The organism is Streptomyces sp. MNU76 (assembly GCF_020982545.1).
GTDB lineage: Bacteria > Actinomycetota > Actinomycetes > Streptomycetales > Streptomycetaceae > Streptomyces.
This window is the reverse complement of the sequence record NZ_JAJKLK010000022.1, coordinates 164,982-189,539: the sequence shown is the minus strand read 5'-3', so window position 1 is coordinate 189,539 and position 24,558 is coordinate 164,982. Positions and strand designations below refer to the sequence as shown.

Sequence of the window (24,558 nt, the reverse complement as noted above, 5' to 3'; positions counted from 1 at the left end):
CCAGGGGAATGACTGACGACACCGCGGTGGAGACCCGCACCGACACGCGTCCGACGAAGATCATGTACGTCGCCGAGGCCACCGCGCACGGCGGTCGTGACGGCTACATCAGCAGTCAGGACGGCCAGATCGACCTCAAGGTCGCGATGCCGCCGGCGTTGGGCGGCGACGGCGACGGCACCAACCCCGAGCAGCTGTTCGCCGCCGGGTACAGCTCCTGCTTCCACAACGCGCTGGTCCTCGTCGGCCGCCGCGCGGGCTACGACCTGACCGGCTCCACCGTCGCCGCGAAGGTCGGCATCGGCCCCAACCAGCAGCGCGGCTACGGCCTCGCCGTCGCCCTCAGTGTCTCCCTCCCGGTCATCGACCAGGGCGTCGCGGCCGAGCTCGTCGACGCCGCCCACCAGGTCTGCCCGTACTCGAACGCCACCCGCGACAACATCGACGTCACGATCGTGCTGGGCTGAGCCGGGCTCCACCGCGCCCCGGGCGGGGGAATCCGGGGCCGTGCGTGTACGTTGCACCCGTCGCCGTGACGAACGCGGCGAGTGAACGGACAGGGAGCACCGACGTGGACGTGAACGGTACGGTCGCCGAGGGCTTCGAACCGGTCAGGGCCGCGTTCGTACGCAACTTCGAGGCGCTGGCCGAGCGGGGCGCGGCGGTCGTCGTGTACCGCCACGGGCGCAGGGTCGTCGACCTGTGGGCCGGGACCCGGGACGTCGACGGCACCGAACCCTGGCGGCGGGACACCGCCCAGATCGTGCGCTCGGCGACCAAGGGCGTCGCCGCCGCCGTACCGCTGATGCTGGCCGAGCGCGGTGAACTGGACCTGGACGTACCCCTGGGCCGGTACTGGCCGGAGTTCAAGGCGCACGGCAAGGACCGGGTGCTGGTGCGGCACGTGCTCAACCACCGGGCCGGGCTCCCCGTCCTCGACCACCCCCTCACCCCCGCCGAGGCGCTGGACCCGCGCCGGGGCCCCGAGGCCGTCGCCGCGCAGACGCCCGCGTGGGAGCCCGGCACCGCCCACGGCTACCACCCCCTCACCTACGGCTGGCTGCTCGACGAACTGGTCCGGCGCGTGACCGGCCGGGGCACCGGCGAGTGGATCGCGTCCGAGATAGCCGCCCCGCTGGGCCTCGCCGACGACCTGTGGCTGGGCCTGCCGGACTCGGTGGCGGCGACGGGTAGGGTCGGCCGCGCCGGACGCCTGGAAGCGGCGCCCGAGCCCACCGGCGGCCTCAGGGTCCGCGCCAAACGGTCGGTCACCGAGGCCTACGACGACCCGGACTCCCTCACCCGGCGGGCCTTCGCCGCGATCACCCCGTTCCCCGACCAGAACGACCCCGCGTACCGCGCGGCCGCGCTCCCGGCGACCAACGGCATCGCCACGGCCGACGGCCTGGCCCGCTTCTACGCGGCACTCGTCGGCGAGGTCGAGGTCGAGGCCGAGGGCGCGGGCGCGGTCGGCGGCGAGACCGACGGCGCGGACGGCGGTGAGGTCGGTGGCGTACGGCTGTTCGGCCCGGCGACGCTGGCGGCGGCCCGCGCGGAGGAGTCCTCCGGCCCCGACCGCGTCCTGGTCGTCAACACCCGCTTCGGCCTGGGCTACATGCTCCACGGGACCGCCTCCCCACTGCTGGCCCCGACCTCCTTCGGCCATCCCGGCCGCGGCGGCCCCCTTGGCTTCGCCGACCCCGAGTCGGGCATCGCCTTCGGCTACGTCACCAACGGCTACCGCAAGACGGTGACGGCGGACCCGAGGGCGCAGGCGCTGGTGCGGGCGGTGCGGGAGGCCCTGAAGGGCTGACAGCTGTAGGGGAGAGGCCCCCGCCCTCGACACGGGGCGTACCTCGCGCTACGGCGCGGGCAGACCTCGCGGAGGGCGGCCGCCACGGTGAGCGGCCGGACCGGCCCAGGGCTCCCCCGTGGCGTCCTGGCCCGATCCCGGAGATTCGGACGACCGCCCTCCGCGGCGGCGCTCACCAGGATGCGTCGAATTTCCCCGCGTGTCGTTGGCAGACGGTCCACAGGGAGGAATCGTGCCTGTTGGGCGCCTTGGGCCCGGACCGACGGAGCCCCGACCGACGGGGGTCGGCCGGGGTGGGGTCGCGTCGCGCCGCCGGTCGCCTGCCGGGCGCCTCCTGCTCGCCGGCCGGGCGCCAGTCGACCGCCCGCTCAGAGGGCTATCGGGTGGGACGTCCTGCCCGATGCCTCGTCTATCTCGTCGTGGGCCTTGGTGAGGAGCTTCATGGCGAGCTCGTTCAAGGCCCTGGCCCCGGCTATCTCCTCGCCGACCCGGGGCTGATTGGCGTCGGTCTGGTGGCGGCTGGCGTAGCCGTTGGCGCGTACTTCCTTCCCGTCGGGGAGCCGTACGAGGGCCGCCGCCCGTGTGCGCTGATCGTCCTCCTGGAACTCCAGCTCGATGTGCCATCCGACAGCGGTTTTCATCATGACGATCACCTCCGGAACCGCTCTTTCCAGAGTGCTCCTCCCCGCCGACGGATGCACGACCTGCGCCTGCCCCGCCCGACGCCCGCCCCTTCGTCCGCAGGGCATCGCTCACCAGTCCGTGCGCCGCCGCGAGACCGATGGCTACAGTGCGTCGAACGGCGGAACGACCCGGACGATGATGATCAACGGATCGCGCGGGGCAACCAGGAACTAGAACCACCCGTCGGCAGCGTCCATACGGCGCAGACCACCTGGTCGGGGGCCGTTCCCGAGGTCGCTGACATCAACGCCGACCCTGGCGAGGTCGACGAGTTGGCCGGCCAGACGCTCCACTTCCGCGACCACGTGAGTGGGGATTCCGCCCGCTACGTGGTCGTGATCGGGGTCGTACTCCCAGCGCCAGTCAGCCTTCACCGGGCCGGGAAACCGATCGCCCTGTGGGCCGCGTCCAGGATTCGCCCGATCTCACCGGCGGCCCGCCGTGCCTGGGCCGCGTCGCCCAACTCGGCGGCGTCTTCCCAGCGACGGAACTCTGCCGCCATCTCAGGCTGGCGCTGGATGTGAACGTAGACGGCCCACTGGGTCACAAACCGCTGGAGCGGCGCCAGATCGGAGCCTTGTCGGGACTGGTCGGCCGCATGGTCCAGCTCCCGAGTGAAGGCAGGCAGCGCGGCAGGCGCGATCTGCCTGATGGCCTGCCGCAGCGCGGCAACCGTCGCAGGGGGTTGCGGGACGAGCGGTTGCCCAGCGGCGGAGGTGGTCATGGATGCTCCCATGGGCGCGATTTTGATCCCATGCGTCAGCGTATCGGGCACGATGACGTTCTCACCGCTCGAACGAGTGAGGCAGAAGCGATACAGCTACCCGGCCCGCAGCATCAGCCCGATCCCCACCACCAGTAGTCCCGCAGCCACCAGGCGGGGCGCTCCGAACCGTTCCTTGAAGAGCACCGCGCCGATCGCCGCCCCCACGATGATCGACGACTCCCGCAGGGCCGCGATGGGTGCCAACTCGGCCTTCGTCTGGGCCCACAGGACCAGCCCGTACGCCGCCACGGACAGCGCGGCGCCGAGGAGGCCCACACCGGCGTACGGTCGGAGGCGCGCGACCGTCTCTCCGCGCCACCGCCAGGCCGCGTACGCGGGGATCGCGAGCCCCTCCAGCGCCATCAGCCAGGCGATGTAGGCCATCGTGGACCCGGAGGCCCGGACACCGAGGCCGTCCACGACCGTGTACGCGGCGATCGACAGGCCGGTGGCCAGCGCCGCCCCGATCGCCGCCCAGTGCGGCCGGCCGCCGCGCAGTCCCCACAGCGCGACGCCCGTCAGCCCGGCGCAGCTCAGCAGGATCCCGGCCGTCGCCCAGCCGTCCGGCACCTCGTCCGCGAAGACCGCGGCGAGGACGGTGACGACGAGGGGCGCGGAGCCGCGTGCGATCGGGTACGCCTGGCCGAAGTCGCCCAGCCGGAAGGACGTCATCAGCAGCACGTAGTACACGAGGTGAATGACCACCGACGCGATCAGGTACGGCCACGCGGCAGGCTCCGGGAGCGGCACGAAGGGCACCATCGCGAACCCGATCAGCGCGCCGCCGCCGGCTATCAGCGTGAACCCGACGAGCTTGTCCGTGATCCTGTGCGCGATCGCGTTCCAGCTGGCGTGGGTCACGGCGGCGAGCAGCACCGCCGCGGTGACGAGCGGCGTCACGCGTCCGGCTCGCCGGCGGCGGCCGCGGTCTCCCGGACGTCCACCAGGGTGGCGCCCGCGTGTGCGATCAGGGCCCTGGGCTCCATGGGGAAGACGGTGTACGGCGTGCCGGCCGCCGCCCACACCGTCGCGTGCGCGAGGAGCGAGCGGTCCGCGAGGACGCGTGTCCTCGTCCGGTGCCCGAAGGGCGGGACCCCGCCGATCGCGTACCCGGTCGTCTCGCGTACGACGTCGGCGCGGGCGCGGGCGACCTTCGTGGCGCCGAGCTCACGCCGGACCAGCTCCACGTCGACGCGGGAGGCGCCGTCCATGAGCACCAGCACGGCGACGCCGTCCGCCGCGAAGATCAGCGACTTGCAGATCTCGCTCAGCTCACAGCCGAGGGCGGCGGCCGCCTCCGCCGCGGTGCGGGTGGCCTCCGGGAAACGGCGGATGCGGTCGTGCAGTTCGTCGAGGCCCAGGGTGGTGAGTGCCTCGGTGAAGAGTGGGTGGGCTCCGGAGTCGGTGGTGTCCTGTGCGTCGGTGGTCATGTGCGGCACGGTAGTGGTGGGTGTAGTGGGCATGCGAGTGGGTTGTCGGGGTGCGTCGTCGGTGCGGGGCCGGTGGGGCTTCTCGCGCAGTTCCCCGCGCCCCTGAGAAGCAGGGGCTGCGCCCCGTGCTCCTCAGGCCCGTGGGGCCTGGTTCTCAGGGGCGCGGGGAACTGCGCGACCAGCCCCCACCCACCCGCACCCGACAACGCACCAGCCCCGCCACCCGAGAACTCATCCAGCAACAGAGACGGCACTGGACCGACTGATCCGTTTCGCTGACGATCGGGGGATGACAGAAACCCCACCCGCCGACGACACCCGCGCCTTCCTCATCCTGCACGGCTGGCAGAACCACCGCCCGCCCGCCCACTGGCAGCACTGGCTGGCCGACCGCCTCACCGACCTGGGCCACGAGGTCGCCTACCCGCAGCTCCCGGAGGCGGACGACCCGGACCTGGAGCGCTGGCTCGCGGAACTGGACGCGCTGCTCGGCGAGTTGGCGGGGCGGCGGATCACGGTGGTCTGCCACAGCCTGGCCTGTCTGCTGTGGCTGCACGCGGTCGCCCGGGACGGCATCCTGTCCGGCCCCGTCGACCGCGTCCTCCTCGTGGCCCCGCCGTCCCCCGAGTTCGCCCTGAAGCAGCCGGAGATCGCCGAGTTCGCCCCGCCGCCGCTGACCCCGGAGCGGCTGGCCGCGTCGGCCACGTACACCCGGGTCGTCGGCAGCGACAACGACCCGTACTGCCTGCCGGGCGCGGCCACCGCGTACGCGAGCCCCCTCGGCCTGCCCGCCGATGTGCTGCCCGGCGAGGCCCACCTCAACCCGGACTCGGGTTACGGGCCCTGGCCGTCGATGCTCGACTGGTGTCTGCGGCCGTCGTCCGACCCGTACGAGGAGATGCCGATCCAGGAGCGCTCCGTGCAGCGGACGGACGCCGCCGGCGGTTGAACCGCCCGCCCACCTGGCTGCCCGCCCGGCCGGCCGCCGGCCGGTCTCGCCTCGCGTCTCGTGCGCGCCGTCGCTCAGCCGCCACTGCCCGCCTTGAGCAGCGCGGCCACGATCGGGCCCGCCGACTCGCTGCCGTGGCCGCCCTGCTGGACGACCCCGGCGGAGGCCAGGTCGCCCTTCCAGGCGGTGAACCAGCCGTTGGGCTTCTTCTGGCCGTCGACCTCGGCCGTTCCGGTCTTGGCGCCGTAGTCGGGCCCGAGGCCGGACATCGTCTCGGCCGCCGTACCGGCCGCGGCGGTGTACTGGAGGAGTTCCCGCAGCTGGGCGCGGACCGTCTCGGACATGGGCCGGGAGGCGGTGGCCAGGGTGCGGTCGTCGACGGACGGTGGGACCAGGTAGGGCTGCTTGAAGACGCCCGTCTTGGCCGTCGCGACCACCGACGCCATGTTCAGCGGGTTCATCCGCACCCCGCCCTGGCCGATGAGCGAGGCCGCCATCGGGGCGGCGCTCTGCACCGGCACCGCGCCGTCGAAGCTGGAGACGCCGATGGCCCAGTTGTTCAGTCCGAGCCCGAAGACCTGCTGGGCCTCCTTGGTCAGGGAGTCGTCGTCCAGCTTCTTCGCCTGGGAGATGAAGGCGGTGTTGCAGGAGCGGGCGAAACTCGCCTTGAACGTCCCGCCCTTGATCTCGAACTTGTCGTCGTTCTGGAACTTCCAGCCGCCGTACGACGAGTACTTGGGGCACGGGTGGCCCTTGTCCGCCGAGGCCAGGCCCTTGTCGATGAGCAGGGCCGACGACACGATCTTCATCGTGGAGCCGGGGGCCAGCGAGCCCTGGAACGCCACGTTGAAGCTGCTGGAGTTGGCCGCGGCCAGGATCTCGCCGGTCGAGGGGCGCATCACGACCACCGACGCCCGCTTCGTGGCCGCCACCTTCTCCTCGGCGGCGGCCTGCAGCACCGGACTGAGCGTCGTCCTCACCTCTCCCGGGGTGCCCTCGCTCAGCTCCAGCAGCGTCCTGTCGGCGGCCTTCTCCTTGGTGGACCTGGTCGACTTGCTGGACTTGGTGGAGTTCGCGGACCTGGCGGAGTCCGTGGGCTCGGCGGAGGACTTGCCGTCGGGCCCGTCCTCGGCCGGGTCGGCGCGGACGATCCGCAGCTCGACCCCCGCCTTGCCGCCCGCCTTCTTGCCGTACTTCTCCCGTAGACCGTCCAGCACCGAGCCCAGCGACGGGTACTTCTCGGTCGTCAGCTCGCCGCCGTCCCGGTCGAGGGCCTTCACCGGGGGAGTGCCGGCCTCGCCGGTCACCAGCCGGTCGCCCTCGGCGAGTTCGGGGTGGACGACGGACGGCTGCCAGTCGACGACGGGTTCGCCGTCCTTCTTCGCCCGTACGACGGTGAGGGCGGACTTGTAGGTCAGCGGCTTCTGGGTGCCCTTGAAGGAGACCGTGCCCTTCACCGTGAACGGCACCTCGTCGCCCGCGCGCTTGCCTCGGGTGAGGGTGACGTCCTTGATGTGGGCGTCCTTGGTGAAGCCGGTCAGCGCCGCCGTGGCGGCCGCCGAGTCGTCGGTGGCGGCGGCGGCCTTCGCGACCGTGCCCTTCTGCCAGGCCGTGAGGAACGTGGTCGCGGCGGTGCGGACCTCGGCGGCGGACAGGGGGCCGCTCTTCACGGCCTTGCCGTCGGCCGAGCCGTCCTCGGCGGCCGCGCCGGCGCCGAACACCGTGTACACGGCCATCGCGCCGCCGCCGAGGGCCGCGACCGCGACTCCGCCCAGCACGAGGTGCCGCCGTGACCTTCCCGACTTCGCGGTCTTCCGCTCGTCGACACGCCTTCTCTTACCCACGCTCCGACCTTCCGCTGCCCCCGGCTGCCTCTCGTTCCTCAACGAGAACCACCACACTAGAGTCCCGAGGATCACTCCGTGGGCCGGGCCGCTGTTAACCGCGGGCCCGGTGAGGCTTCTCGCGCAGTTCCCCGCGCCCCTGAAAGACCAGGCCCCGCCGGGTTGAAAGCGGAGGTCGCGCGAGGCTGAAAAGCGCGGGGCGCGGCCCCGGCTTTTCAGGGGCGCGGGGAACTGCGCGATCAGCCCCCACGCACCGCACCCCGCAACGATTCCGCAACCTCGACCGGCGCGAACCGTAGATCACCCCAGGCCCGGTGATGTGGCCACCCGAGCCACACTCACCCCCCGGCCCGAAGCACATCCACCACGATCGGACCGGCCGCCTCACCTCCGCGGCCACCCCCCTCCGACATCGCCGCCGCGGCCACATCCCCACGGAACCCGGTGAACCAACTGTCCGCCACCGCCTGCCCGTCGATCTCCGCGGACCCGGTCTTCGCCCCGATGTCCCCGCTCAGCCCGGCCATGACGGTCTTCGCGGTCCCCTGCGTCGCGGTCAGCCTCATCATCTGCTTCAACTGCGACGCTGTACCGGCCTTCAACCCCTCCGCCGTGGCCAACTCCCGCTCGTCCAGCTTCGGCGACACCAGATACGGCTGCCGGAACCGCCCCGTGATCGCCGTGGACGTCACCGACGCCATGTTCAGCGGGTTCATGAGCACGTCGCCCTGCCCGATCGCGTTGGCGGCCCGGTTCGGCCCGCCGGACGGCGGCACCTTGCCGTCCATGGAGGCGATGCCCGTCTTCCAGTCGTCCCGGCCGATCCCGAACCGTTCCTGCGTCTCCTCGGTCAACGACGCGTCGGTCAGCGGCTCTTCGTCGATCAGCTTGATGAAGGCCGTGTTGCAGGACCGCTCGAAGCTGTTGGCGAGCGTGGCGTTCGCCGTCTCGTCGGCCTTGAGACCCGGCAGGTTCTTGAAGGTCTGGCTCTGCCAGGTGGCCGTGTCGGGGCAGGGGGCGGGGCCGTTCATGGAGGTCACGCCGTTGTCGATGAGCATCGCGGCGGTGATGATCTTCATGGTGGAGCCGGGCGGCAGTTCGCCCTGGAAGGCCGCGTTGAAGCCGTCGCTGCGGTTGTTGGCGACGGCCAGCACCTGCCCGGTGCTGGGCTGCAGCGCGACCACCGACGACTCCCCGAACTTCTTGACCGCCTTCTCGGCCGCCGCCTGCACCCCCGCGCTGATCGTGGTCTCCAGCTTGCCCGCCTTGCCCTCGGCGAGGGTCAGCAGGGTGGTGTCGCCCGCGTTCGTGGTGGTGTGCCGGATGCCCAGTTCGACGCCGGGGGTGCCGCCCGCGTCGGGGCCGTACCGTTCCCGCAGGGTGTCGAGGATCGGCCCGAGGGAGGGGTACTTCTCCTTGGTCAGCACCTTGCCGTTCCGGTCCACGGCCTCGATGGGCGGCGCCGCCGCCTCGCCGAGGAACAGGGTGTCGCCGGCCTTCAGCTCGGGGTGCACGACGGACGGCCGCCAGTCGATCAGGGCCCGCCCGGTGGTCTTCCCCCGTACGACGGTCAGCCGGCTCTCGTAGGCGAGCTTCTTGCTCTTGCCGTCGTACGACACCGTGGCGGCGACGGAGTACGGGACGGTCCTGTCCCCCGAGCCGGTGGGTTTGCCCGGCTCGATCCTCACGTCCGCGATCCGCGCGGCGTCGACGAAGCTGCCGAACACGGCCTGCGCGGCCACCGCGTCGTTCGTGTACGAGGAGGCCGTGGCCGCGTCCCCCTTCTCCCAGGCGGCGAAGAACTTCTCCGTGGTCTGCCGCACCTCGTCCTCGCCGGGCGGCCCGGTGCGTTTCTCCACGCCCCCGCCGTCCCTGTTGAGCGCGGTCACGATGTTGTACCCGCCGTACCCGGCGCCCCCCACCATCGCGGCGAGCACCCCGCCGACCATGGCGACCTTGACCCCCTTGCGCATGACGCGTCCCCTTCCCCGTTACCCCGTAGTGGCTTCCCGTCCGGCCCCGAACACCCTTTGAACACGTTCAGAAACCGCTTGCCGAGGCTCACTGTAAACACGGGGGAGTAACGCGTGGGAACAATGCTTCCTGTGTGTGCCCTGATTGTTAGCCGTACGGATCCGAAGGCCCGCTTTCAGGCCGTAGTGCTCACATATCCGGCCACGCTAGACCCAGGTGTCCATCCACATCCGCGACCGCCAGTTGTCGATGGGGATCGGTTCGCCCGTGTACAGGGGCCAGAAGTAGATGAAGTTCCAGGTGATGAGGAGGAACAGGACGCCGGCGGCTGCCGCGCCCGCTACTCGGCGGCGTTCCGGGGCGCCGGGTGGGCCGAGGATCGCGCCGATCATCATCGTGACCGCGAGGCAGAGGAAGGGGAGGAAGACGACGGCGTAGAAGAAGAAGATCGTGCGTTCCTGGTAGAGGAACCAGGGGAGGTAGCCGGCGGCGATGCCGCAGGCGATCGCGCCCGCGCGCCAGTCGCGACGGAAGAACCAGCGCCACAGGACGTAGACGACGGCGAACGCGGCGGCCCACCACAGCAGCGGCGTGCCGATGGCCAGGACCTCGCGGGCGCACTTGTCGGCGGTGTCGGCCGCGCAGCCGTCCTTGCCGGGCGACGGGGACTCGTAGAAGTACGAGACCGGGCGGCCGAGGACGATCCAGCTCCACGGGTTCGACTGGTACGTGTGCGGGGACGACAGGCCGACGTGGAACTCGTAGACCGCGTGCTCGTAGTGCCACAGGCTGCGCAGCCAGTCCGGCAACCAGCTGAACCAGCCGCCCTTGCCCTCGGTCGCGGCCCAGTTGCGGTAGTAGCCGCCGGAGCCGTCGTCGGGGGAGAGGATCCAGCCCGTCCAGGACACCAGGTAGGTGGCGATCATCACCGGGACCGTGGACAGGAACGCGAGGCCCAGGTCGCGCTGCATCGTCGCGATCAGCGGCCGACGGGCGCCGGCGACCTTGCGGGCCGCGTAGTCCCAGAGCACCGTCATGATCCCGAAGAACACCATGAAGTACAGGGCGTTCCACTTGGTGCCGAGCGCCAGGCCCAGGCAGAGGCCGGCCAGCCAGCGGTACGGGCGCCAGCCGAGGCGGGTCGTCTCGGCGATGAGGGAGTTGGGGCGTACGATCCCGTCGCCGCCCGGGGGGAGGGCGGCGGCCAGCCGTGCGCGTGCCCGGTCACGGTCGATCGCCAGGCAGCCGAACGCGGCCAGCACGAAGAACATCAGGACCTGGTCCAGCAGCGCCGTGCGGCTCATCACGAAGTGCAGTCCGTCGACGGCCATCAGCGCGCCCGCGACGCAGCCGAGGAACGTCGAGCGGAAGATACGGCGGCCGATCCGGCACAGCATGAGGACGGAGAGCGTGCCGAGCAGGGCCGTCATGAAGCGCCAGCCGAACGGGTCGAAGCCGAACATCAGCTCGCCCAGACCGATCACGTACTTGCCGACGGGCGGGTGCACGACGTACGCCGCGTCCGTCGGGATCGGGACGTTCCCGTTGTTCTGGAGGATCAGCTCGTTGGCGTTCTTGGCCCAGTTGACCTCGTAACCGCGGTGGACGATCGCCCACGCGTCCTTGGCGTAGTACGTCTCGTCGAAGATCACCGCCCTGGGGCTGCCCAGGTTGTGGAACCGCATCAGCCCGGCGAGCAGCGTGACCAGCAGGGGACCGCCCCACGACGACCAGCGGACGAGGCGGGCCGCGACCTCCTCGCGCACGCCGAGGACGGCCCAGAAGCGCGGGCCGGGGCGGGTGTACGGGGGCACCAGCCGGGTGCGGACGTCGCTTCTCGGCGCCGCCGTGTAGCCGAAACGGCGCAGGCGGTGCTGCCACGACGGCCGCGGGTCTTCGGTGGCCTGGTCCTGCCGGGTGTCCGTGGAGGACGCGGTACTGGTCACCGCGCCATCGTAGGGAACACGGCTGTGGGAGTCCCGTGGGATCGGGATGTGGCCGGGCGCCGAATGGGTCGGGGGCGTGGCAGGCAGGGCGACCGCGGGTGGGTTGTGGCTGGTCGCGCCCACGCGGCGGAGCCGCATATCGGTACAGCCCCGCGCCCCCTTCGGGGCCGCGCCCCTCAGGGGCGGGCCCTGGGAGGATGGGGAGGTGACTGGAATTCTTGTGCTGGCAGGTACCCCCATCGGTGAGATCACGGACGCGCCGCCCCGGCTCGCCCAGGAGTTGGCCGGGGCGGATGTCGTCGCCGCCGAGGACACGCGGCGGCTGCGGCGGCTCACCCAGGCGCTGGGGGTGCAGCCGGGCGGGCGGATCGTCTCCTACTTCGAGGGCAACGAGGCCGCGCGTACGCCGGAGCTCGTCGAGGCGCTGGTGGGCGGCGCCCGGGTGCTGCTGGTCACGGACGCGGGGATGCCGTCGGTCTCCGACCCCGGGTACCGGCTGGTCGCCGCCGCCGTGGAGAAGGACATCCGGGTCACCGCCGTACCCGGCCCCTCCGCCGTCCTCACCGCCCTCGCGCTGTCCGGGCTGCCCGTCGACCGGTTCTGCTTCGAGGGGTTCCCGCCGCGCAAGGCCGGGGAGCGGCTCGCCCGGCTGCGCGAGGTCGCGGAGGACCGGCGCACGCTCGTGTACTTCGAGGCGCCCCACCGGCTGGACGCCACGCTCGCGGCGATGGCCGAGGTGTTCGGCGCGGGGCGGCGGGCCGCGGTGTGCCGTGAGTTGACCAAGACGTACGAGGAGGTCAGGCGGGGGCCGCTCGGGGAGCTGGCCGAGTGGGCGGCGGACGGGGTGCGCAGGGGAGATCACCGTGGTGGTCGAGGGGCGCCGGAGAAGGGGCCGGAGGAGCGCGGAGGAGTTGGTGCGGCGGGTGCGGGTGCGGGAGGAGGCCGGGGAGCGGCGCAAGGAGGCGATCGCCGCGGTCGCGGTGGAGGCGGGGTGCCGAAGCGGGTGGTTTTCGACGCGGTGGTGGCCGCGAAGCGGGATGTGGGCCGGGGCGCCTGAGGGGCGGGGGTGCGGGTTCGACGGCGGGTGCGGGTGGGTGGGGGCTTCTCGCGCAGTTCCCGCGCCCCTGGAAAGCGGGCTGCGCCCTGCTTCTCCGGCCCACCCCCGCACCCGACAACCGGTCGGACCCATGCCGCGGCAAAGCCGAGCAAAGCGCAGCCCTCCTACGGACGGGCTTCCCACAAGGGGAGGCCAAATGCCCTTCAACAGTCGGCAGATGGGGTGCCCTCCAGGTCCGTGAAGGCGTCCACTGGGTGGTGAGGACGTACACGTCACGTCCCCACCGTCCAGCGGACAAGAGGAGCTGGCAATGACCGAGATCGCAGAGCGCGCGATGCTGCGCGACACCGCCACCGCCGTCGTTCACGAGTCGTACGCCTTCGCCTGCATGCGGTGCGGGTACGGCTGGGAGCAGTCGTACGAGATAGAGCACCACAACGACGCCCAGGGGCGTGACTTCGTGATGTACGTGGCCGACGGCACGGTCGTGCCGTCCCCGCTGTCCCGGCCCACGTGCCAGAACTGCGACGGTCATGTCGTCCGGATCATGCGGGCGGGCCAGGTGTCGTCGGTGCGGGACGCCGAGCGTCGCCGGCATCTGCCGAAGCCCCGCCCGGCGGCGGACACCGACACCCCGGCGGCGGCGGAGTCCCGGGAACAGCCGCAGGACCACCACCACTGGCACCTGTCCGACCTCCTGCACCCGTTCCACCGCAAGGCGAGCTGACCTCCCCCGGCGCGCCTGTAGGGCATGCCCCGATCGTGCGATTCATGCGATTCGTAGGATCGGGGCATGCCCTCGAACGACAAGAACGCCGCGCCCCCGCTCCCCGAACCCCTCCGGGTGCCGGTCGCCGATTCGCACACCCATCTGGACATGCAGTCCGGCACCGTCGAGGAGGGCCTCGCGAAGGCCGCCTCCGTGGGAGTGACGACGGTCGTCCAGGTCGGCTGCGACATCAAGGGCTCGCGCTGGGCCGCCGAGACGGCTGAGCGGTACGAGGCCGTGCACGCGACCGTCGCGCTGCACCCGAACGAGGCGCCGCGCATCGTCCACGGCGACCCGGACGGCTGGTCCCGCCAGGGCGCACGGACGCCCGGCGGGGACGCGGCGCTCGACGACGCCCTCGCCGAGATCGACCGGCTGGCCGCGTTGCCGCAGGTCAAGGGTGTCGGGGAGACGGGGCTCGACTACTTCAGGACCGGGCCGGAGGGCAAGGCCGCCCAGGAGCGGTCCTTCCGCGCGCACATCGAGATCGCCAAACGGCACGGCAAGGCGCTGGTCATCCACGACCGCGACGCCCACGACGACGTGTTGCGGATCCTGAAGGAGGAGGGCGCTCCCGAGCGGACCGTCTTCCACTGCTACTCCGGCGACGCGGAGATGGCGGCGGTCTGCGCCGCGCACGGCTACTTCATGTCCTTCGCCGGCAACATGACGTTCAAGAACGCCCAGCCGCTGCGCGACGCGCTCGCCGTCGCGCCCCTCGAACTCGTCCTCGTGGAGACCGACGCGCCCTTTTTGACCCCCGCGCCGTACCGCGGACGGCCCAACGCGCCGTATCTCATTCCGGTCACGGTTCGGGCGATGGCCGCGGTGCGGGGCATCGACGAGGAGGCGCTGGCGACGGCGATCGCGGCGAACACGGCGAGGGCGTTCGATTACTGAGGGGTCACGTTCCGTAGGCCGTCCGGGGGCCCCAAAAAGATGATCAGTGGCCCGTGTCGCGACACTGAGTGACCGCGTTGCTTTGGAGGGTGACCGGAGTCCGCTAGGTTCACGTCGCCCGACCCGGACCCGGATCCCCTCTGGAGCGTGTCGTCGTGAGCCATGCGCAGTCGCCGCAGTCGCCGTACGAGGCCGAGACCCTGCCCTACGGGGTGCACCCGGACCACCACCCTGACGACCGCCCGGACTACCCGGACACCTACCGGCCCGCCTACGAGGACCGGCTCGCCCAGGAGGCCGTGGGAGAGCGGGAGGAGGGAAGCGGTGGCCGGAGCGGATCCCGGCGGGCCGTGCGGCGTCGGCGGGCGGCCGACCGGCCCGGTTCGCTGCGGCGGCTGGTGCCGCAGGCCCTGGTGGTGGCCTTTCTCGCGGGGGGCACCTCCGCGTTCGTGGCGAAGGACAAGGCGATCGAGCTGACCGTCGACGGGCGGCCCCGCACACTGCACACCTTCGCCGACGACGTCACCGAACTGCTCGCCGACGAAGGGGTCGCCCTCGGCGCGCACGACGTCGTCGCGCCCGCCCCTGGTACGCCGCTGAGCAGCGGGGACGAGGTCGCCGTGCACTACGGGCGTCCCGTGGCCCTCACCCTCGACGGGCAGCGGCGCAAGGTGTGGACGACCGCCCACACGGTGGACGGGGCGCTTCAGCAGCTCGGGGTGCGTGCGGAGGGCGCGTACGTGTCGACGTCGCGCTCCCGGCGGATCGGGCGGGCGGGGCTGGAGCTGGACGTCCGTACCGAGCGCACCGTCACGATCCTGGCGGACGGGCGGGCGCGGACGATCCGTACGAACGCGGCGACCGTGGGGGAGGCCGTGGAGCAGGCCGGGGTCACCCTGCGCGGGGAGGACACCACCTCGGTCGCGTGGTCGAGCTTCCCCCGGGACGGGCAGACGGTGACCGTGCTGCGGGTGACCGGGTCCGAGGAGGTCCGGGAGGTGCCGATTCCGTTCCGGGTCCGCCGCACCGAGGACCCCTCGCTCTTCCGGGGCACGGAGGTCGTGGAGCGGGCCGGGCGTCCGGGGGTGCGGCGGGTCACGTACGCGCTCCGGGCGGTCAACGGGGTGCGGCAGCGGCCGCGGCTGGTGCGGACGGAGGTGGTTCGTGAGCCGCGGGAGCAGGTGGTGAAGGTGGGGACGAAGGCGATGCCGACGTCCGTGGCGGGGCGGAGGGGTTGAACTGGGGCGGTCTCGCCGCGTGCGAGTCGGGAGGGCGGCCGAACGCGGTCGATCCTTCCGGGACGTACGGGGGGCTGTACCAGTTCGACACCGGGACATGGCGGAGTCTCGGGGGGAGCGGGCGGCCCCAGGACGCCGGCGGCGGAGCAGACGATGCGGGCGAAGAAGCTGTATGTGCAGCGGGGGCGAGTCCGTGGCCGCATTGTGGGGCGCGGCTTCGGGGGTAGGGCGCGTGGGGTTCGGGGCGCCGGGTCCGTCGGCGGGTGCGGGTGAGTGGGGGCCGTTCGCGCAGTTCCCGCGCCCCTGAAAAGCAGGGGCTGCGCCCGTGCTTTCATCCGCCGCAGCCCCGCCGTTTTCCAGGCACGCAGGGCCTGGTCTTTCAGGGGCGCGGGGAACTGCGCGAGAAGCCCCCACCGGGCCGCACCCGACAACGAACCCGGCGTCCCGAGCCATCAGGCGGCGCCCCGTACCCTGGTGCCGTGAGCAGCCCCTCCCCCGACGCCCTCCTCGGCCCCGCCGACATCCGCGAACTCGCCGCCGCGCTCGGTGTGCGTCCGACCAAGCAGCGCGGCCAGAACTTCGTGATCGACGCGAACACGGTTCGCCGCATCGTGCGGACCGCGGACGTCCGCCCGGAGGACACCGTCGTCGAGGTGGGCCCGGGTCTCGGCTCGCTCACCCTCGCCCTGCTGGAGGTGGCGGACCGGGTCACGGCCGTCGAGATCGACGACGTCCTCGCCGCCGCGCTGCCCGCGACGATCGCCGCCCGCATGCCCACCCGCGCCGCCCGCTTCGCCCTCGTCCACTCCGACGCGATGGACGTGACGGAACTCCCCGGCCCCGCCCCCACCGCCCTCGTCGCGAACCTCCCCTACAACGTCGCCGTCCCCGTGCTGCTGCACATGCTCGAGACCTTCCCGACCATCGAGCGCACCCTCGTGATGGTCCAGGCCGAGGTCGCCGACCGGCTGGCCGCCGGGCCGGGCTCGAAGGTCTACGGCGTGCCGTCGGTGAAGGCCAACTGGTACGCGGAGGTCAAGCGGGCCGGGGCGATCGGACGGAACGTCTTCTGGCCGGCGCCGAACGTGGACAGCGGGCTCGTCTCCCTGGTCCGCCGCACGGAGCCGATCAAGACCACCGCCGCCCGGCGGGACGTGTTCGCGGTCGTCGACGCGGCTTTCGCCCAGCGGCGCAAGACCCTGCGGGCCGCTCTCGCCGGGTGGGCCGGTTCCGCGGCCGCCGCCGAGGCCGCCCTCGTCGCCGCCGGGGTCTCCCCGCAGGCCCGCGGCGAGTCCCTGACGGTCGAGGAGTTCGCCGCCATCGCCGAGAACCGCGTCACCGAGGGAACCGTCGCATGACGGACCACAGGGTTCACCCCAAGGTCCACCACAAGGCCCACCCCGAGGAGTGCCCCAAGCCGTGAGCGTCACCGTTCGCGTTCCCGCCAAGGTCAACGTGCAGCTCGCGGTCGGCGGCGCCCGGCCCGACGGGTTCCACGACCTGGCCAACGTCTTCCTCGCCGTCGGGCTGTACGACGAGGTCACCGCCACCCCCGCCGACGAACTCACCGTCACCTGCGAGGGCCCCGGCGCCGAGCAGGTCCCCCTGGACCGCACGAACCTCGCCGCCCGCGCCGCCCTCGCGCTGGCGGCGCGGCACGGCATCGAGCCCGCCGTCCACCTCCACATCGCCAAGGACATCCCCGTCGCCGGCGGCATGGCCGGCGGCAGCGCGGACGCGGCCGGCGCGCTCCTCGCCTGCGACACACTGTGGGGCACGAACGCCTCGCGCGCCGAACTTCTCGACATCTGCGCCGAGTTGGGCAGCGACGTGCCGTTCAGCCTGGTGGGCGGGGCCGCCCTCGGGACCGGGCGGGGTGAGCGGCTCCAGACCCTCGACGTGGGCGGGACCTTCCACTGGGTGTTCGCGGTCGCCGACGGCGGTCTCTCCACGCCCGCCGTCTACCGCGAGTTCGACCGGCTCCACGAGCACGACGACGTCCCCGAGCCCGTCGCCTCCCCGGTGCTGCTCGACGCGCTCGCCAAGGGGGACCTGGACGCGCTCGCCGCGTTCCTGCCGGGCTCCAACGGCCTCCAGCCCGCCGCCCTCTCCCTCTTCCCGAAGCTGTCCGACACCCTCGCCGAGGGCCTCGCGGCCGGCGCGCTCGCCGCGCTCGTCTCCGGCTCGGGCCCGACCACGGCCTTCCTCACCCGGGACGTGGAGTCGGCCCGCGCCGTCGCCGACGGGCTCCTCGCGTCCGGTACGTGCAAGGCCGCGCGCGTCGCCGCCTCACCCGCGCCGGGAGCCACCGTGGTCCAGAGGGCCGCGGATCAGGACGGACAACCGTAGGTACTCAGACGTGACTTGAGTACGGGAGCGCTGCCGCCCACCCCGGCGCCCGCGCGACCGTACTCCCATGACCGCAACAGCCGGCGCAACAGCCGGCGCAAGGGCCGCCGCGAGCGCGAGCGTGAGTGCGCGTGAACTCGCCGCCGCCACCCCGGCCGACAGGGACCGCTACGTCGACCTGCTCCGCGTCGCCTCCCTCGGCACGGTCGTGCTCGGGCACTGGTTGATGGCCGCGGTCACGACCGGCGCCGACGGCCAGGTGGAGGTGGGCAACCTCCTCGCCGTCGAGCCGAAGCTCCAAGTCCTCACCTGGGCCTTGCAGATCATGCCGGTGTTCTTCTTCGTCGGCGGCTTCTCCCACGCCCTCTCCTACCGTTCGCTCAGCCGCAGGTTCCCGGACGGGGGTTCGGTCTACCCCGCCTTCCTGCGCGCCCGCCTCCAACGGCTGCTCCGCCCCACCATGGTCTTCATAGGGGTGTGGGGCGCCGCGGCCGTTCTCCTCCATCTGGCGGGCGTCGGCGGCGGATTGCTCGACGTGGCGCTGCGGCTGGTCACGCAACCGCTGTGGTTCATCGGGATCTATCTCGCGATGGTCACCTTCACCCCGCCGCTGCTGAAGCTGCACGAGCGGTTCGGCTGGGGCGCGTTCGGGGCGCTCGTCGCGGCCGCCGCAGTCGTGGACGTACTGCGGTTCGTGCTGGACGTGCCGTTCGTCGAGTTCCTCAACTTCGCCTTCGTGTGGCTCGCGATCCATCAACTCGGGTTCCTGCGCGCCGACGGACGGCTGACCCGGCCGTATCTGCTCGCCGGTGCCGGGCTCGCGGGGGCCGCGCTGCTGGTGGCGTACGGGCCGTATCCGCTGTCGATGGTCGGGATGCCGGGCGAGAAGGTGTCGAACATGGCGCCGCCGACCTTCGCGCTGCTGTGCCACGGGCTGTGGCTGGTCGGCGCGGTGGAGTGGGTGCGCCGACCCGTCGCTCGGTGGCTGGAGCGACCGAAGGTGTGGCGCACGGTCGTGGCGGCCAACGGCATCTCCATGACCGCGTTCCTATGGCATCTTTCGGCCATGCTCGGGGTGTACGGCGTGCTGCTCGCCCTGGACGTCGACCTGCCGACGCCCGCGACGGGCGCCTGGTGGGCCCAACTGCCCCTGCGGATCGGGGCCGCGGCCGTTCTCACGGCGGTTCTCGTCGCCGCCTTCCGGCGCTTCGAGCGGCCCGCGGCCCGCCCCTCCGAACCGTCTCGGCCGAGCGGCTTGAGCAGTTTCCGCAGGTCGGAGGCGTATTCGGGGCCCGCCGCGGCCCTTGGGGCGACGCTGTGTCTGTTCGGGGTGCTGGGGCTCTCCATGGTCGGGTTCGGCGGGCTGTTCGAGGGGCGTACGGCCCTGTTGATCGCCGTCCAGGTCAGTGCTCCGGTGGCCGTGGCCATGACGCTCGCCGGATGGGCGCTGGTGGAACTTATTGGTCGTGGCGCACGGTCAAGTGCCTGACCCGAGTGGCTCGGTGGAGGAAATGTGCAGGTCATGCAATGGTTTGTCATACCCTTCAGTTTGTAACTCACGCCACAGTACTTTAATCTTCACAGAAGTGCCCTTTGGTCCCCTTCGGGTGATTCGCCGGTCATCTTCGAGTGGCATGATCTCGATCCCCGGTGACTTGTTACCGGTGGTACTTCCCGTGCGCGTGGTGTCGTCCCCGCGGCGGGCGAGAGGGGTTCCTCATGGAACACATGGACCACATCGACCACTTCAGTGCCGGATGGGTCACCCCCGTCCTCTCCTACGTCATGGCCTGCGTCGGCTCCGCGCTCGGACTGCGCTGCACCGTCAGGGCACTTGAGGCCGAGGGGGCCTCCAAGCGGAACTGGCTCACGCTGGCATCGTTCGCGATCGGCTCGGGCATCTGGACCATGCACTTCGTCGCCATGATGGGCTTCGGCGTGCAGGGCACCCCGATCCGCTACGACGTCCCCATGACCGTCCTCAGCCTGGTCATGGCGATCGCCGTGGTCGGCGCCGGTGTCTTCACCGCCGGTTACGGCCGCTCCCGGGTCCGCGCGGTGGCCTTCGGCGGCCTCGGAACCGGCCTCGGCGTGGCCGCGATGCACTACACCGGCATGGCCGCGCTCAACCTGCACGGCGAGGTCGGCTTCGACCCTTCGCTGGTCATCGCCTCCGTGGTGATCGCGGTCGTCGCCGCGACCGCCGCGCTGGCGTTGACGCTGGTCGTGCGCGGCGGTGTCCTCGCCGCGATCGCCGCGCTCGTGATGGGGCTGGCGGTGAGCAGCATGCACTACACCGCGATGTACGCCGTGAGCATCGATCTGGCGCCCAGCACGGCACAGTTGTCGGGGGCGACGGCCACCGAGTTTCTGTTTCCGCTGGCCGTGCTGCTGGGGTCGTTCCTCTTCCTGACCTCGGCGTACGTGGCGTTGTCGCCGACGGGGAAGCGGGCCGAGTCCTCCTTCGCCGACGAGCTGTTGCGTGAGGTCGAGCTCTCCACGGCGTGAGTCTTCCGCTCGACGTTCAGTGAGTACCTGCGCGCCCGTGGGGGCTGGTCGCGCACTCCCGGCGGAGCCGCACATCGGCAACGCCCCGCGCCCTTGACGGGGCGCTTGATCCTCCCCTCCCCTTGCGAGGTCCCCAATGAAAATCTTCCACGCGACCACCCGGCTGCTGCGCCCCAGATCCGTGCGGGCCAAGATCGTCGCCCTGTTGATGCTGCCCGTCATGTCGCTGATGGCGTTGTGGAGCTACGCCGCCGTGACGACCGTCGCCGCCATCGGCGACACCGAGCGGGCCAAGGACGTCAACAGCGAACTGCTGGCGCCGGTCGCCGCGTTCGTGACCGCGGTGCAGAGCGAGCGGACGGCCGCGATGCGGTACGCCGCCAAACCCGGCGAGACGGGTCTCGACGACCTGAGGGCCGACCAGCAGACCACCGACAAGGCAGTGACGGCGCTCCGCGCGGGCCTCAACTCCTCCAGTTCGGACGCCGCCCTCATCGACCCGGCACTGCCCGACCGACTGGAGAACCTCGAAGCCGACTTCAGCGACCTCGCCGCCCTGCGCGCGGGCGCCACCGGGGCGGCCGGAAAGGACGCCAGGACCACGGTGTCGACGGCGTACACCGACTACTCCGCCGTCATCGACCACGCCTTCGCCGTGACCGGCGCGCTCACCAGTGAGCAGGGCACCGACGCGACCTCCGAGGCGCGGGTCGTCCTCGAACTCTCCCGGGTCCGCGACGCCGTGGCCCGTGAGCAGGCGCTGCTGGCCGCCGCCACCGCGTCCGGGACGCTCGGCAAGGAGCAGTACGCGCGGTTCGTGGGCGCCGTCGCCACCCGGCGCGAACTGCTGCGGCCGGCCGTCTCCGACCTCAAGGCCGAGCACCGGCCCGCCTACGACGTGCTCCTCGACAGCGACCACTACGCCGCCCTCGTCAAGGTCGAGGACGGGGTGACCGACGCCGGACCGGGACCGGTGTCGACGGCCGTGCTCAAGGACTGGGACGCCTCCTCGACGGCCGTGCTGAAGGGCCTGGCGGCGGCCGAGGAGGACGCGGGAACGGGCGCGGCGGCCAAGGCGGACGTCTTCGGCTGGGACAACCTCGGCGCGTCCGGCGTCGCCGTCGTCCTCGGTCTCGCCGGTGTGCTCCTGTCGCTGCTGGTCTCCGTGGGCGTCGGGCGCGGCCTCATCGTCGAACTCCTCGACCTGCGCAACTCCGCCCTTGAGGTCGCCGGGCGCCGGCTGCCGCAGGCGATGCGCAAGCTGCACGCCGGGCAGGGCGTCGACATCGACGCCGAGGCCCCGATGCGCCGCCTCGCCGGTGACGAACTCGCCCAGGTGGGCACCGCGCTCACCGCCGTGCAGCGGGCCGCGCTCAAGGCGGCCTCCGAGCGCGCCGAACTCCTCAGCGGCATCTCCGGGGTGTACGTCAGCCTCGCCCGCCGCAGCCAGGTGCTGCTCCACCGGCAGCTCGACCTGCTCAGCGTCATGGAGCAGCGCCAGCAGGAACAGCAGAACCACGCCGAGCTGTACGACCTGTACCGCGTCGACTACCTCGCCACCCGGATGCGGCGCCACTCCGAGTCGCTGCTCATCCTGTCGGGGATCGCGCCCGGCCGGGGCTGGCGCGACCCGATCGCCCTGACGGACGTCCTGCGGGCCGCCGTCGCCGAGATCGAGGACGCGACCCGGGTCGAGGTGTGGGCCGTACCGAAGGTGTCGCTGAACGGAGGTTCCGTCGCCGACGTCGTCCACCTCCTCGCCGAACTCGTGGAGAACGCCGCCGCGTTCTCCCCGCCCTCCACCAAGGTCCAGCTGCGCGCGGCCCGGCTGCGGGACGGCATCCTCATCGAGGTCGAGGACAGCGGCTTCGGCATGAACGAGGAGGCGATGGCCGAGGCCAACCGCAAGCTCCGGTCGGAGCGGGTCGACCTCCTCGACGCCAAGCAGATCGGCCTGTTCGTGGTGAACCGGCTCGCCGAGCGCCAGGGTCTGCGCGTCGAATTGCGGCAGTCGACCAACGCAGGCGTCGCCGCGGCCGTCTTCATCCCCGAGAACCTGGTCCGCGACGACATGCCCGTGCACCGGGAGCCGGCCGGCCACGGCCGCTCCACGGACCCGGGAACGGCGCTGATCCAGCAGCGGCGGAGGTAGGCCGCACAGGACCGCCGTGCGCCCCGGGTGGTGGTTTCCCCGGGGCGCACGGCCTTTCGTGGGGGGTGGCGTCCTGGTGACATACGGTGATGATTATGACGCGTACACGCCAATTGGGAATCCCTCGGTCCCGGTAGGGGACCGCGGGTGCGTTGTCGGGTGCGGGTGTGTGGGGGCTGATCGCGCAGTTCCCCGCGCCCCTGAAGATTCAGGCCCTGCCGGGCCCACCGGACCCGCACCCGACCGCCACCGCGCTCCCCCTCCCTCAAGGCGCCGCCCGTCACACCCGTGCGCCCCGCCGACTACCCTGGAGGGTCGATCGTCCCCGTGGCAGGAGAGTAATGGCCGTCAACCTGGTCAATGTCGAGAACGTCAGCAAGGTGTACGGCACCCGCGCCCTGCTCGACGGGGTCTCGCTCGGCGTCTCCGAAGGGGACCGGATCGGCGTCGTGGGGCGGAACGGGGACGGCAAGACCACCCTGATCCGGATGCTCGCCAAGCTGGAGGAGGCCGACACCGGACGGGTCACCCACTCCGGCGGCATCCACGTCGGCGTGCTCACCCAGCACGACTCCCTCGACCCCACCGCCACCGTCCGGCACGAGGTCATCCGCGACCTGGCCGACCACGAGTGGGCGGGCAACGCCAAGATCAGGGACGTACTGACGGGGCTCTTCGGCGGGCTCGACCTCCCCGGCTTCCCGCAGGGGCTCGACACCGTCATCGGCCCGCTCTCCGGCGGTGAGCGGCGGCGCATCGCGCTCGCCAAGCTGCTCATCGAGGAGCAGGACCTGATCGTCCTCGACGAGCCCACCAACCACCTGGACGTGGAAGGCATCTCCTGGCTCGCGAACCACCTGCGCGAGCGGCGCTCCGCCCTCGTCTGCGTCACCCACGACCGGTGGTTCCTCGACCAGGTCTGCACCCGGATGTGGGACGTGCAGAAGGGCTCCGTCTACGAGTACGAGGGCGGCTACTCCGACTACGTCTTCGCCCGCGCCGAGCGGGAGCGGATCGCCGCCACCGAGGAGACCAAGCGGCAGAACCTGGTCCGCAAGGAGCTGGCCTGGCTGCGGCGCGGCGCCCCGGCCCGTACGTCCAAGCCCCGCTTCCGGGTCGAGGCGGCCAACGAGCTGATCGCCGACGTACCGCCGCCGCGCGACACCAGCGAGCTGATGAAGTTCGCGTCGTCCCGGCTGGGCAAGACCGTGTTCGACCTGGAGAACGTCACCGTGCAGGCCGGTCCGAAGGTGCTGCTGAAGCATCTGACCTGGCAGCTCGGGCCGGGCGACCGGATCGGCCTCGTCGGCGTCAACGGCGCCGGCAAGACCTCCCTGCTGCGGGCCATGGCGGAGGCCGCGCGCAGCGAGGGGGAGAAGCAGCCGGCCGCCGGCCGGGTCGTCACCGGCAGGACGGTCAAGCTCGCCTACCTCTCCCAGGAGGTCGCCGAGCTGGACCCGAGCCTGCGGGTGCTCCAGGCCGTGCAGCAGATCCGCGACCGCGTCGACCTCGGCAAGGGGCGCGAGATGACCGCGGGACAGCTCTGCGAGACCTTCGGGTTCAACAAGGAGAAGCAGTGGACGCCGGTGGGCGACCTCAGCGGTGGTGAGCGGCGGCGGCTGCAGTTGCTGCGGCTGCTGATGGACGAGCCCAACGTCCTCTTCCTCGACGAGCCGACCAACGACCTCGACATCGAGACGCTCACGCAGCTGGAGGACCTGCTCGACGGGTGGCCCGGCTCGATGATCGTGATCTCCCACGACCGGTTCTTCATCGAGCGGACGACGGACAAGGTGTTCGCGCTGCTCGGCGACGCGACGCTGCGGATGCTGCCGCGCGGCATCGACGAGTACATCGAGCGGCGCCACAAGATGGAGGAGGCCGCGGCGGCGTCCGCCGGGGTCGCGGTGAAGCCCGCCGCCGAGGCCGCGTCGCAGAAGAGCGCCGCCGACGCCCGCGCCGCGAAGAAGGAACTCCAGAAGATCGAGCGGCAGTTGGACAGGGTCTCCGAGAAGGAGGCGAAGTTGCATGCGCGGATTGCCGAGAACGCGACGGACTTCTCGAAGGTGGGGGAACTGGACGCCGAGTTGAGGGCGTTGCTCGCCGAGAAGGAAGAGCTGGAGATGCGATGGCTCGAACTGGCCGATGACGCCTAGTCGACGCCCTGTCGGCCGATCCG

General features: G+C 71.9%; 20 protein-coding genes and 2 pseudogenes. 14 read left to right on the top strand and 8 right to left on the bottom strand.

Annotated elements, in window-relative coordinates:
• The first annotated feature begins 8 nt into the window (after positions 1 to 8).
• Complete coding sequence (locus E4N62_RS35860; RefSeq protein ID WP_230221236.1) at positions 9 to 467, top strand: organic hydroperoxide resistance protein; 459 nt, start codon at positions 9 to 11, stop codon at positions 465 to 467.
• Between the two features lie 104 nt (positions 468 to 571).
• On the top strand, positions 572 to 1,813 hold the full coding sequence (locus tag E4N62_RS35855) for a serine hydrolase domain-containing protein (RefSeq protein WP_230221234.1): 1,242 nt from the start codon (positions 572 to 574) through the stop codon (positions 1,811 to 1,813).
• Between the two features lie 368 nt (positions 1,814 to 2,181).
• On the opposite strand, the gene E4N62_RS35850 is transcribed toward E4N62_RS35855, so the two are convergent.
• From E4N62_RS35850 to E4N62_RS35830, 5 genes and pseudogenes are all read right to left on the bottom strand, one after another.
• Positions 2,182 to 2,457 carry a DUF1876 domain-containing protein gene (locus E4N62_RS35850; protein WP_033532019.1) on the bottom strand — a complete coding sequence of 92 codons (276 nt, stop codon included), beginning with the start codon at positions 2,455 to 2,457 and terminating at the stop codon, positions 2,182 to 2,184.
• Between the two features lie 213 nt (positions 2,458 to 2,670).
• Positions 2,671 to 2,871: pseudogene (locus E4N62_RS48915) on the bottom strand (hypothetical protein); the annotation flags it as partial.
• The gene (locus E4N62_RS35840; protein ID WP_230221232.1) at positions 2,868 to 3,221 is read right to left on the bottom strand and encodes a DUF6247 family protein; all 354 of its coding nucleotides are present in this window, start codon (positions 3,219 to 3,221) and stop codon (positions 2,868 to 2,870) included. The pseudogene E4N62_RS48915 and the gene E4N62_RS35840, both read right to left, overlap by 4 nt.
• 96 nt (positions 3,222 to 3,317) lie before the next feature.
• Positions 3,318 to 4,163 carry a DMT family transporter gene (locus tag E4N62_RS35835; RefSeq protein ID WP_230221230.1) on the bottom strand — a complete coding sequence of 282 codons (846 nt, stop codon included), beginning with the start codon at positions 4,161 to 4,163 and terminating at the stop codon, positions 3,318 to 3,320.
• Positions 4,160 to 4,693 (bottom strand): YbaK/EbsC family protein, encoded by a 534-nt coding sequence (locus tag E4N62_RS35830; protein WP_230221228.1) that lies wholly within the window; start codon positions 4,691 to 4,693, stop codon positions 4,160 to 4,162. The genes E4N62_RS35835 and E4N62_RS35830 overlap by 4 nt, the downstream gene beginning before the upstream one ends.
• Before the next feature lie 289 nt (positions 4,694 to 4,982).
• Here E4N62_RS35830 and E4N62_RS35825 point away from each other — a divergent pair, with 289 nt between their 5' ends.
• Entirely contained in the window at positions 4,983 to 5,642 is a 660-nt protein-coding gene (locus E4N62_RS35825) for an alpha/beta hydrolase (protein WP_230221225.1), read from the top strand.
• A 74-nt stretch (positions 5,643 to 5,716) separates the two neighbouring features.
• On the opposite strand, the gene E4N62_RS35820 is transcribed toward E4N62_RS35825, so the two are convergent.
• The 3 genes from E4N62_RS35820 to E4N62_RS35810 form a co-directional block, all read right to left on the bottom strand.
• Positions 5,717 to 7,486 carry a penicillin-binding transpeptidase domain-containing protein gene (locus E4N62_RS35820; RefSeq protein WP_230221223.1) on the bottom strand — a complete coding sequence of 590 codons (1,770 nt, stop codon included), beginning with the start codon at positions 7,484 to 7,486 and terminating at the stop codon, positions 5,717 to 5,719.
• Positions 7,487 to 7,824: 338 nt separating this feature from the next.
• On the bottom strand, positions 7,825 to 9,459 hold the full coding sequence (locus tag E4N62_RS35815; protein ID WP_230221221.1) for a penicillin-binding transpeptidase domain-containing protein: 1,635 nt from the start codon (positions 9,457 to 9,459) through the stop codon (positions 7,825 to 7,827).
• 207 nt (positions 9,460 to 9,666) lie between these two features.
• Entirely contained in the window at positions 9,667 to 11,406 is a 1,740-nt protein-coding gene (locus E4N62_RS35810) for a dolichyl-phosphate-mannose--protein mannosyltransferase (protein WP_230221219.1), read from the bottom strand.
• A 205-nt stretch (positions 11,407 to 11,611) separates the two neighbouring features.
• Here E4N62_RS35810 and rsmI point away from each other — a divergent pair.
• From rsmI to E4N62_RS35760, 11 genes and pseudogenes are all read left to right on the top strand, one after another.
• Positions 11,612 to 12,463: pseudogene (gene rsmI / locus E4N62_RS35805) on the top strand (16S rRNA (cytidine(1402)-2'-O)-methyltransferase).
• A gap of 310 nt (positions 12,464 to 12,773) precedes the next feature.
• On the top strand, positions 12,774 to 13,190 hold the full coding sequence (locus tag E4N62_RS35800; RefSeq protein WP_230221216.1) for a hypothetical protein: 417 nt from the start codon (positions 12,774 to 12,776) through the stop codon (positions 13,188 to 13,190).
• Between the two features lie 66 nt (positions 13,191 to 13,256).
• Positions 13,257 to 14,132 (top strand): TatD family hydrolase, encoded by an 876-nt coding sequence (locus E4N62_RS35795; protein ID WP_230221214.1) that lies wholly within the window; start codon positions 13,257 to 13,259, stop codon positions 14,130 to 14,132.
• A 155-nt stretch (positions 14,133 to 14,287) separates the two neighbouring features.
• Positions 14,288 to 15,370, top strand: a complete 1,083-nt coding sequence (locus tag E4N62_RS35790; RefSeq protein ID WP_374117146.1) for a ubiquitin-like domain-containing protein — start codon at positions 14,288 to 14,290, stop codon at positions 15,368 to 15,370.
• Entirely contained in the window at positions 15,367 to 15,597 is a 231-nt protein-coding gene (locus E4N62_RS49795) for a transglycosylase family protein (RefSeq protein WP_374117145.1), read from the top strand. The genes E4N62_RS35790 and E4N62_RS49795 overlap by 4 nt, the downstream gene beginning before the upstream one ends.
• A gap of 252 nt (positions 15,598 to 15,849) precedes the next feature.
• A complete protein-coding gene (gene rsmA / locus E4N62_RS35785; protein WP_230221212.1) occupies positions 15,850 to 16,728 on the top strand; it encodes a 16S rRNA (adenine(1518)-N(6)/adenine(1519)-N(6))-dimethyltransferase RsmA in 879 nt (292 codons plus the stop codon).
• A gap of 61 nt (positions 16,729 to 16,789) precedes the next feature.
• The gene (locus E4N62_RS35780; protein ID WP_230221211.1) at positions 16,790 to 17,719 is read left to right on the top strand and encodes a 4-(cytidine 5'-diphospho)-2-C-methyl-D-erythritol kinase; all 930 of its coding nucleotides are present in this window, start codon (positions 16,790 to 16,792) and stop codon (positions 17,717 to 17,719) included.
• A gap of 67 nt (positions 17,720 to 17,786) precedes the next feature.
• Entirely contained in the window at positions 17,787 to 19,208 is a 1,422-nt protein-coding gene (locus E4N62_RS35775; RefSeq protein WP_230221208.1) for an acyltransferase, read from the top strand.
• A 239-nt stretch (positions 19,209 to 19,447) separates the two neighbouring features.
• Positions 19,448 to 20,227, top strand: a complete 780-nt coding sequence (locus E4N62_RS35770; protein WP_230221695.1) for an MHYT domain-containing protein — start codon at positions 19,448 to 19,450, stop codon at positions 20,225 to 20,227.
• A 136-nt stretch (positions 20,228 to 20,363) separates the two neighbouring features.
• Positions 20,364 to 22,379 (top strand): nitrate- and nitrite sensing domain-containing protein, encoded by a 2,016-nt coding sequence (locus E4N62_RS35765; RefSeq protein WP_230221206.1) that lies wholly within the window; start codon positions 20,364 to 20,366, stop codon positions 22,377 to 22,379.
• 341 nt (positions 22,380 to 22,720) lie between these two features.
• On the top strand, positions 22,721 to 24,535 hold the full coding sequence (locus tag E4N62_RS35760; protein ID WP_230221204.1) for an ABC-F family ATP-binding cassette domain-containing protein: 1,815 nt from the start codon (positions 22,721 to 22,723) through the stop codon (positions 24,533 to 24,535).
• Positions 24,536 to 24,558 lie beyond the last annotated feature (23 nt).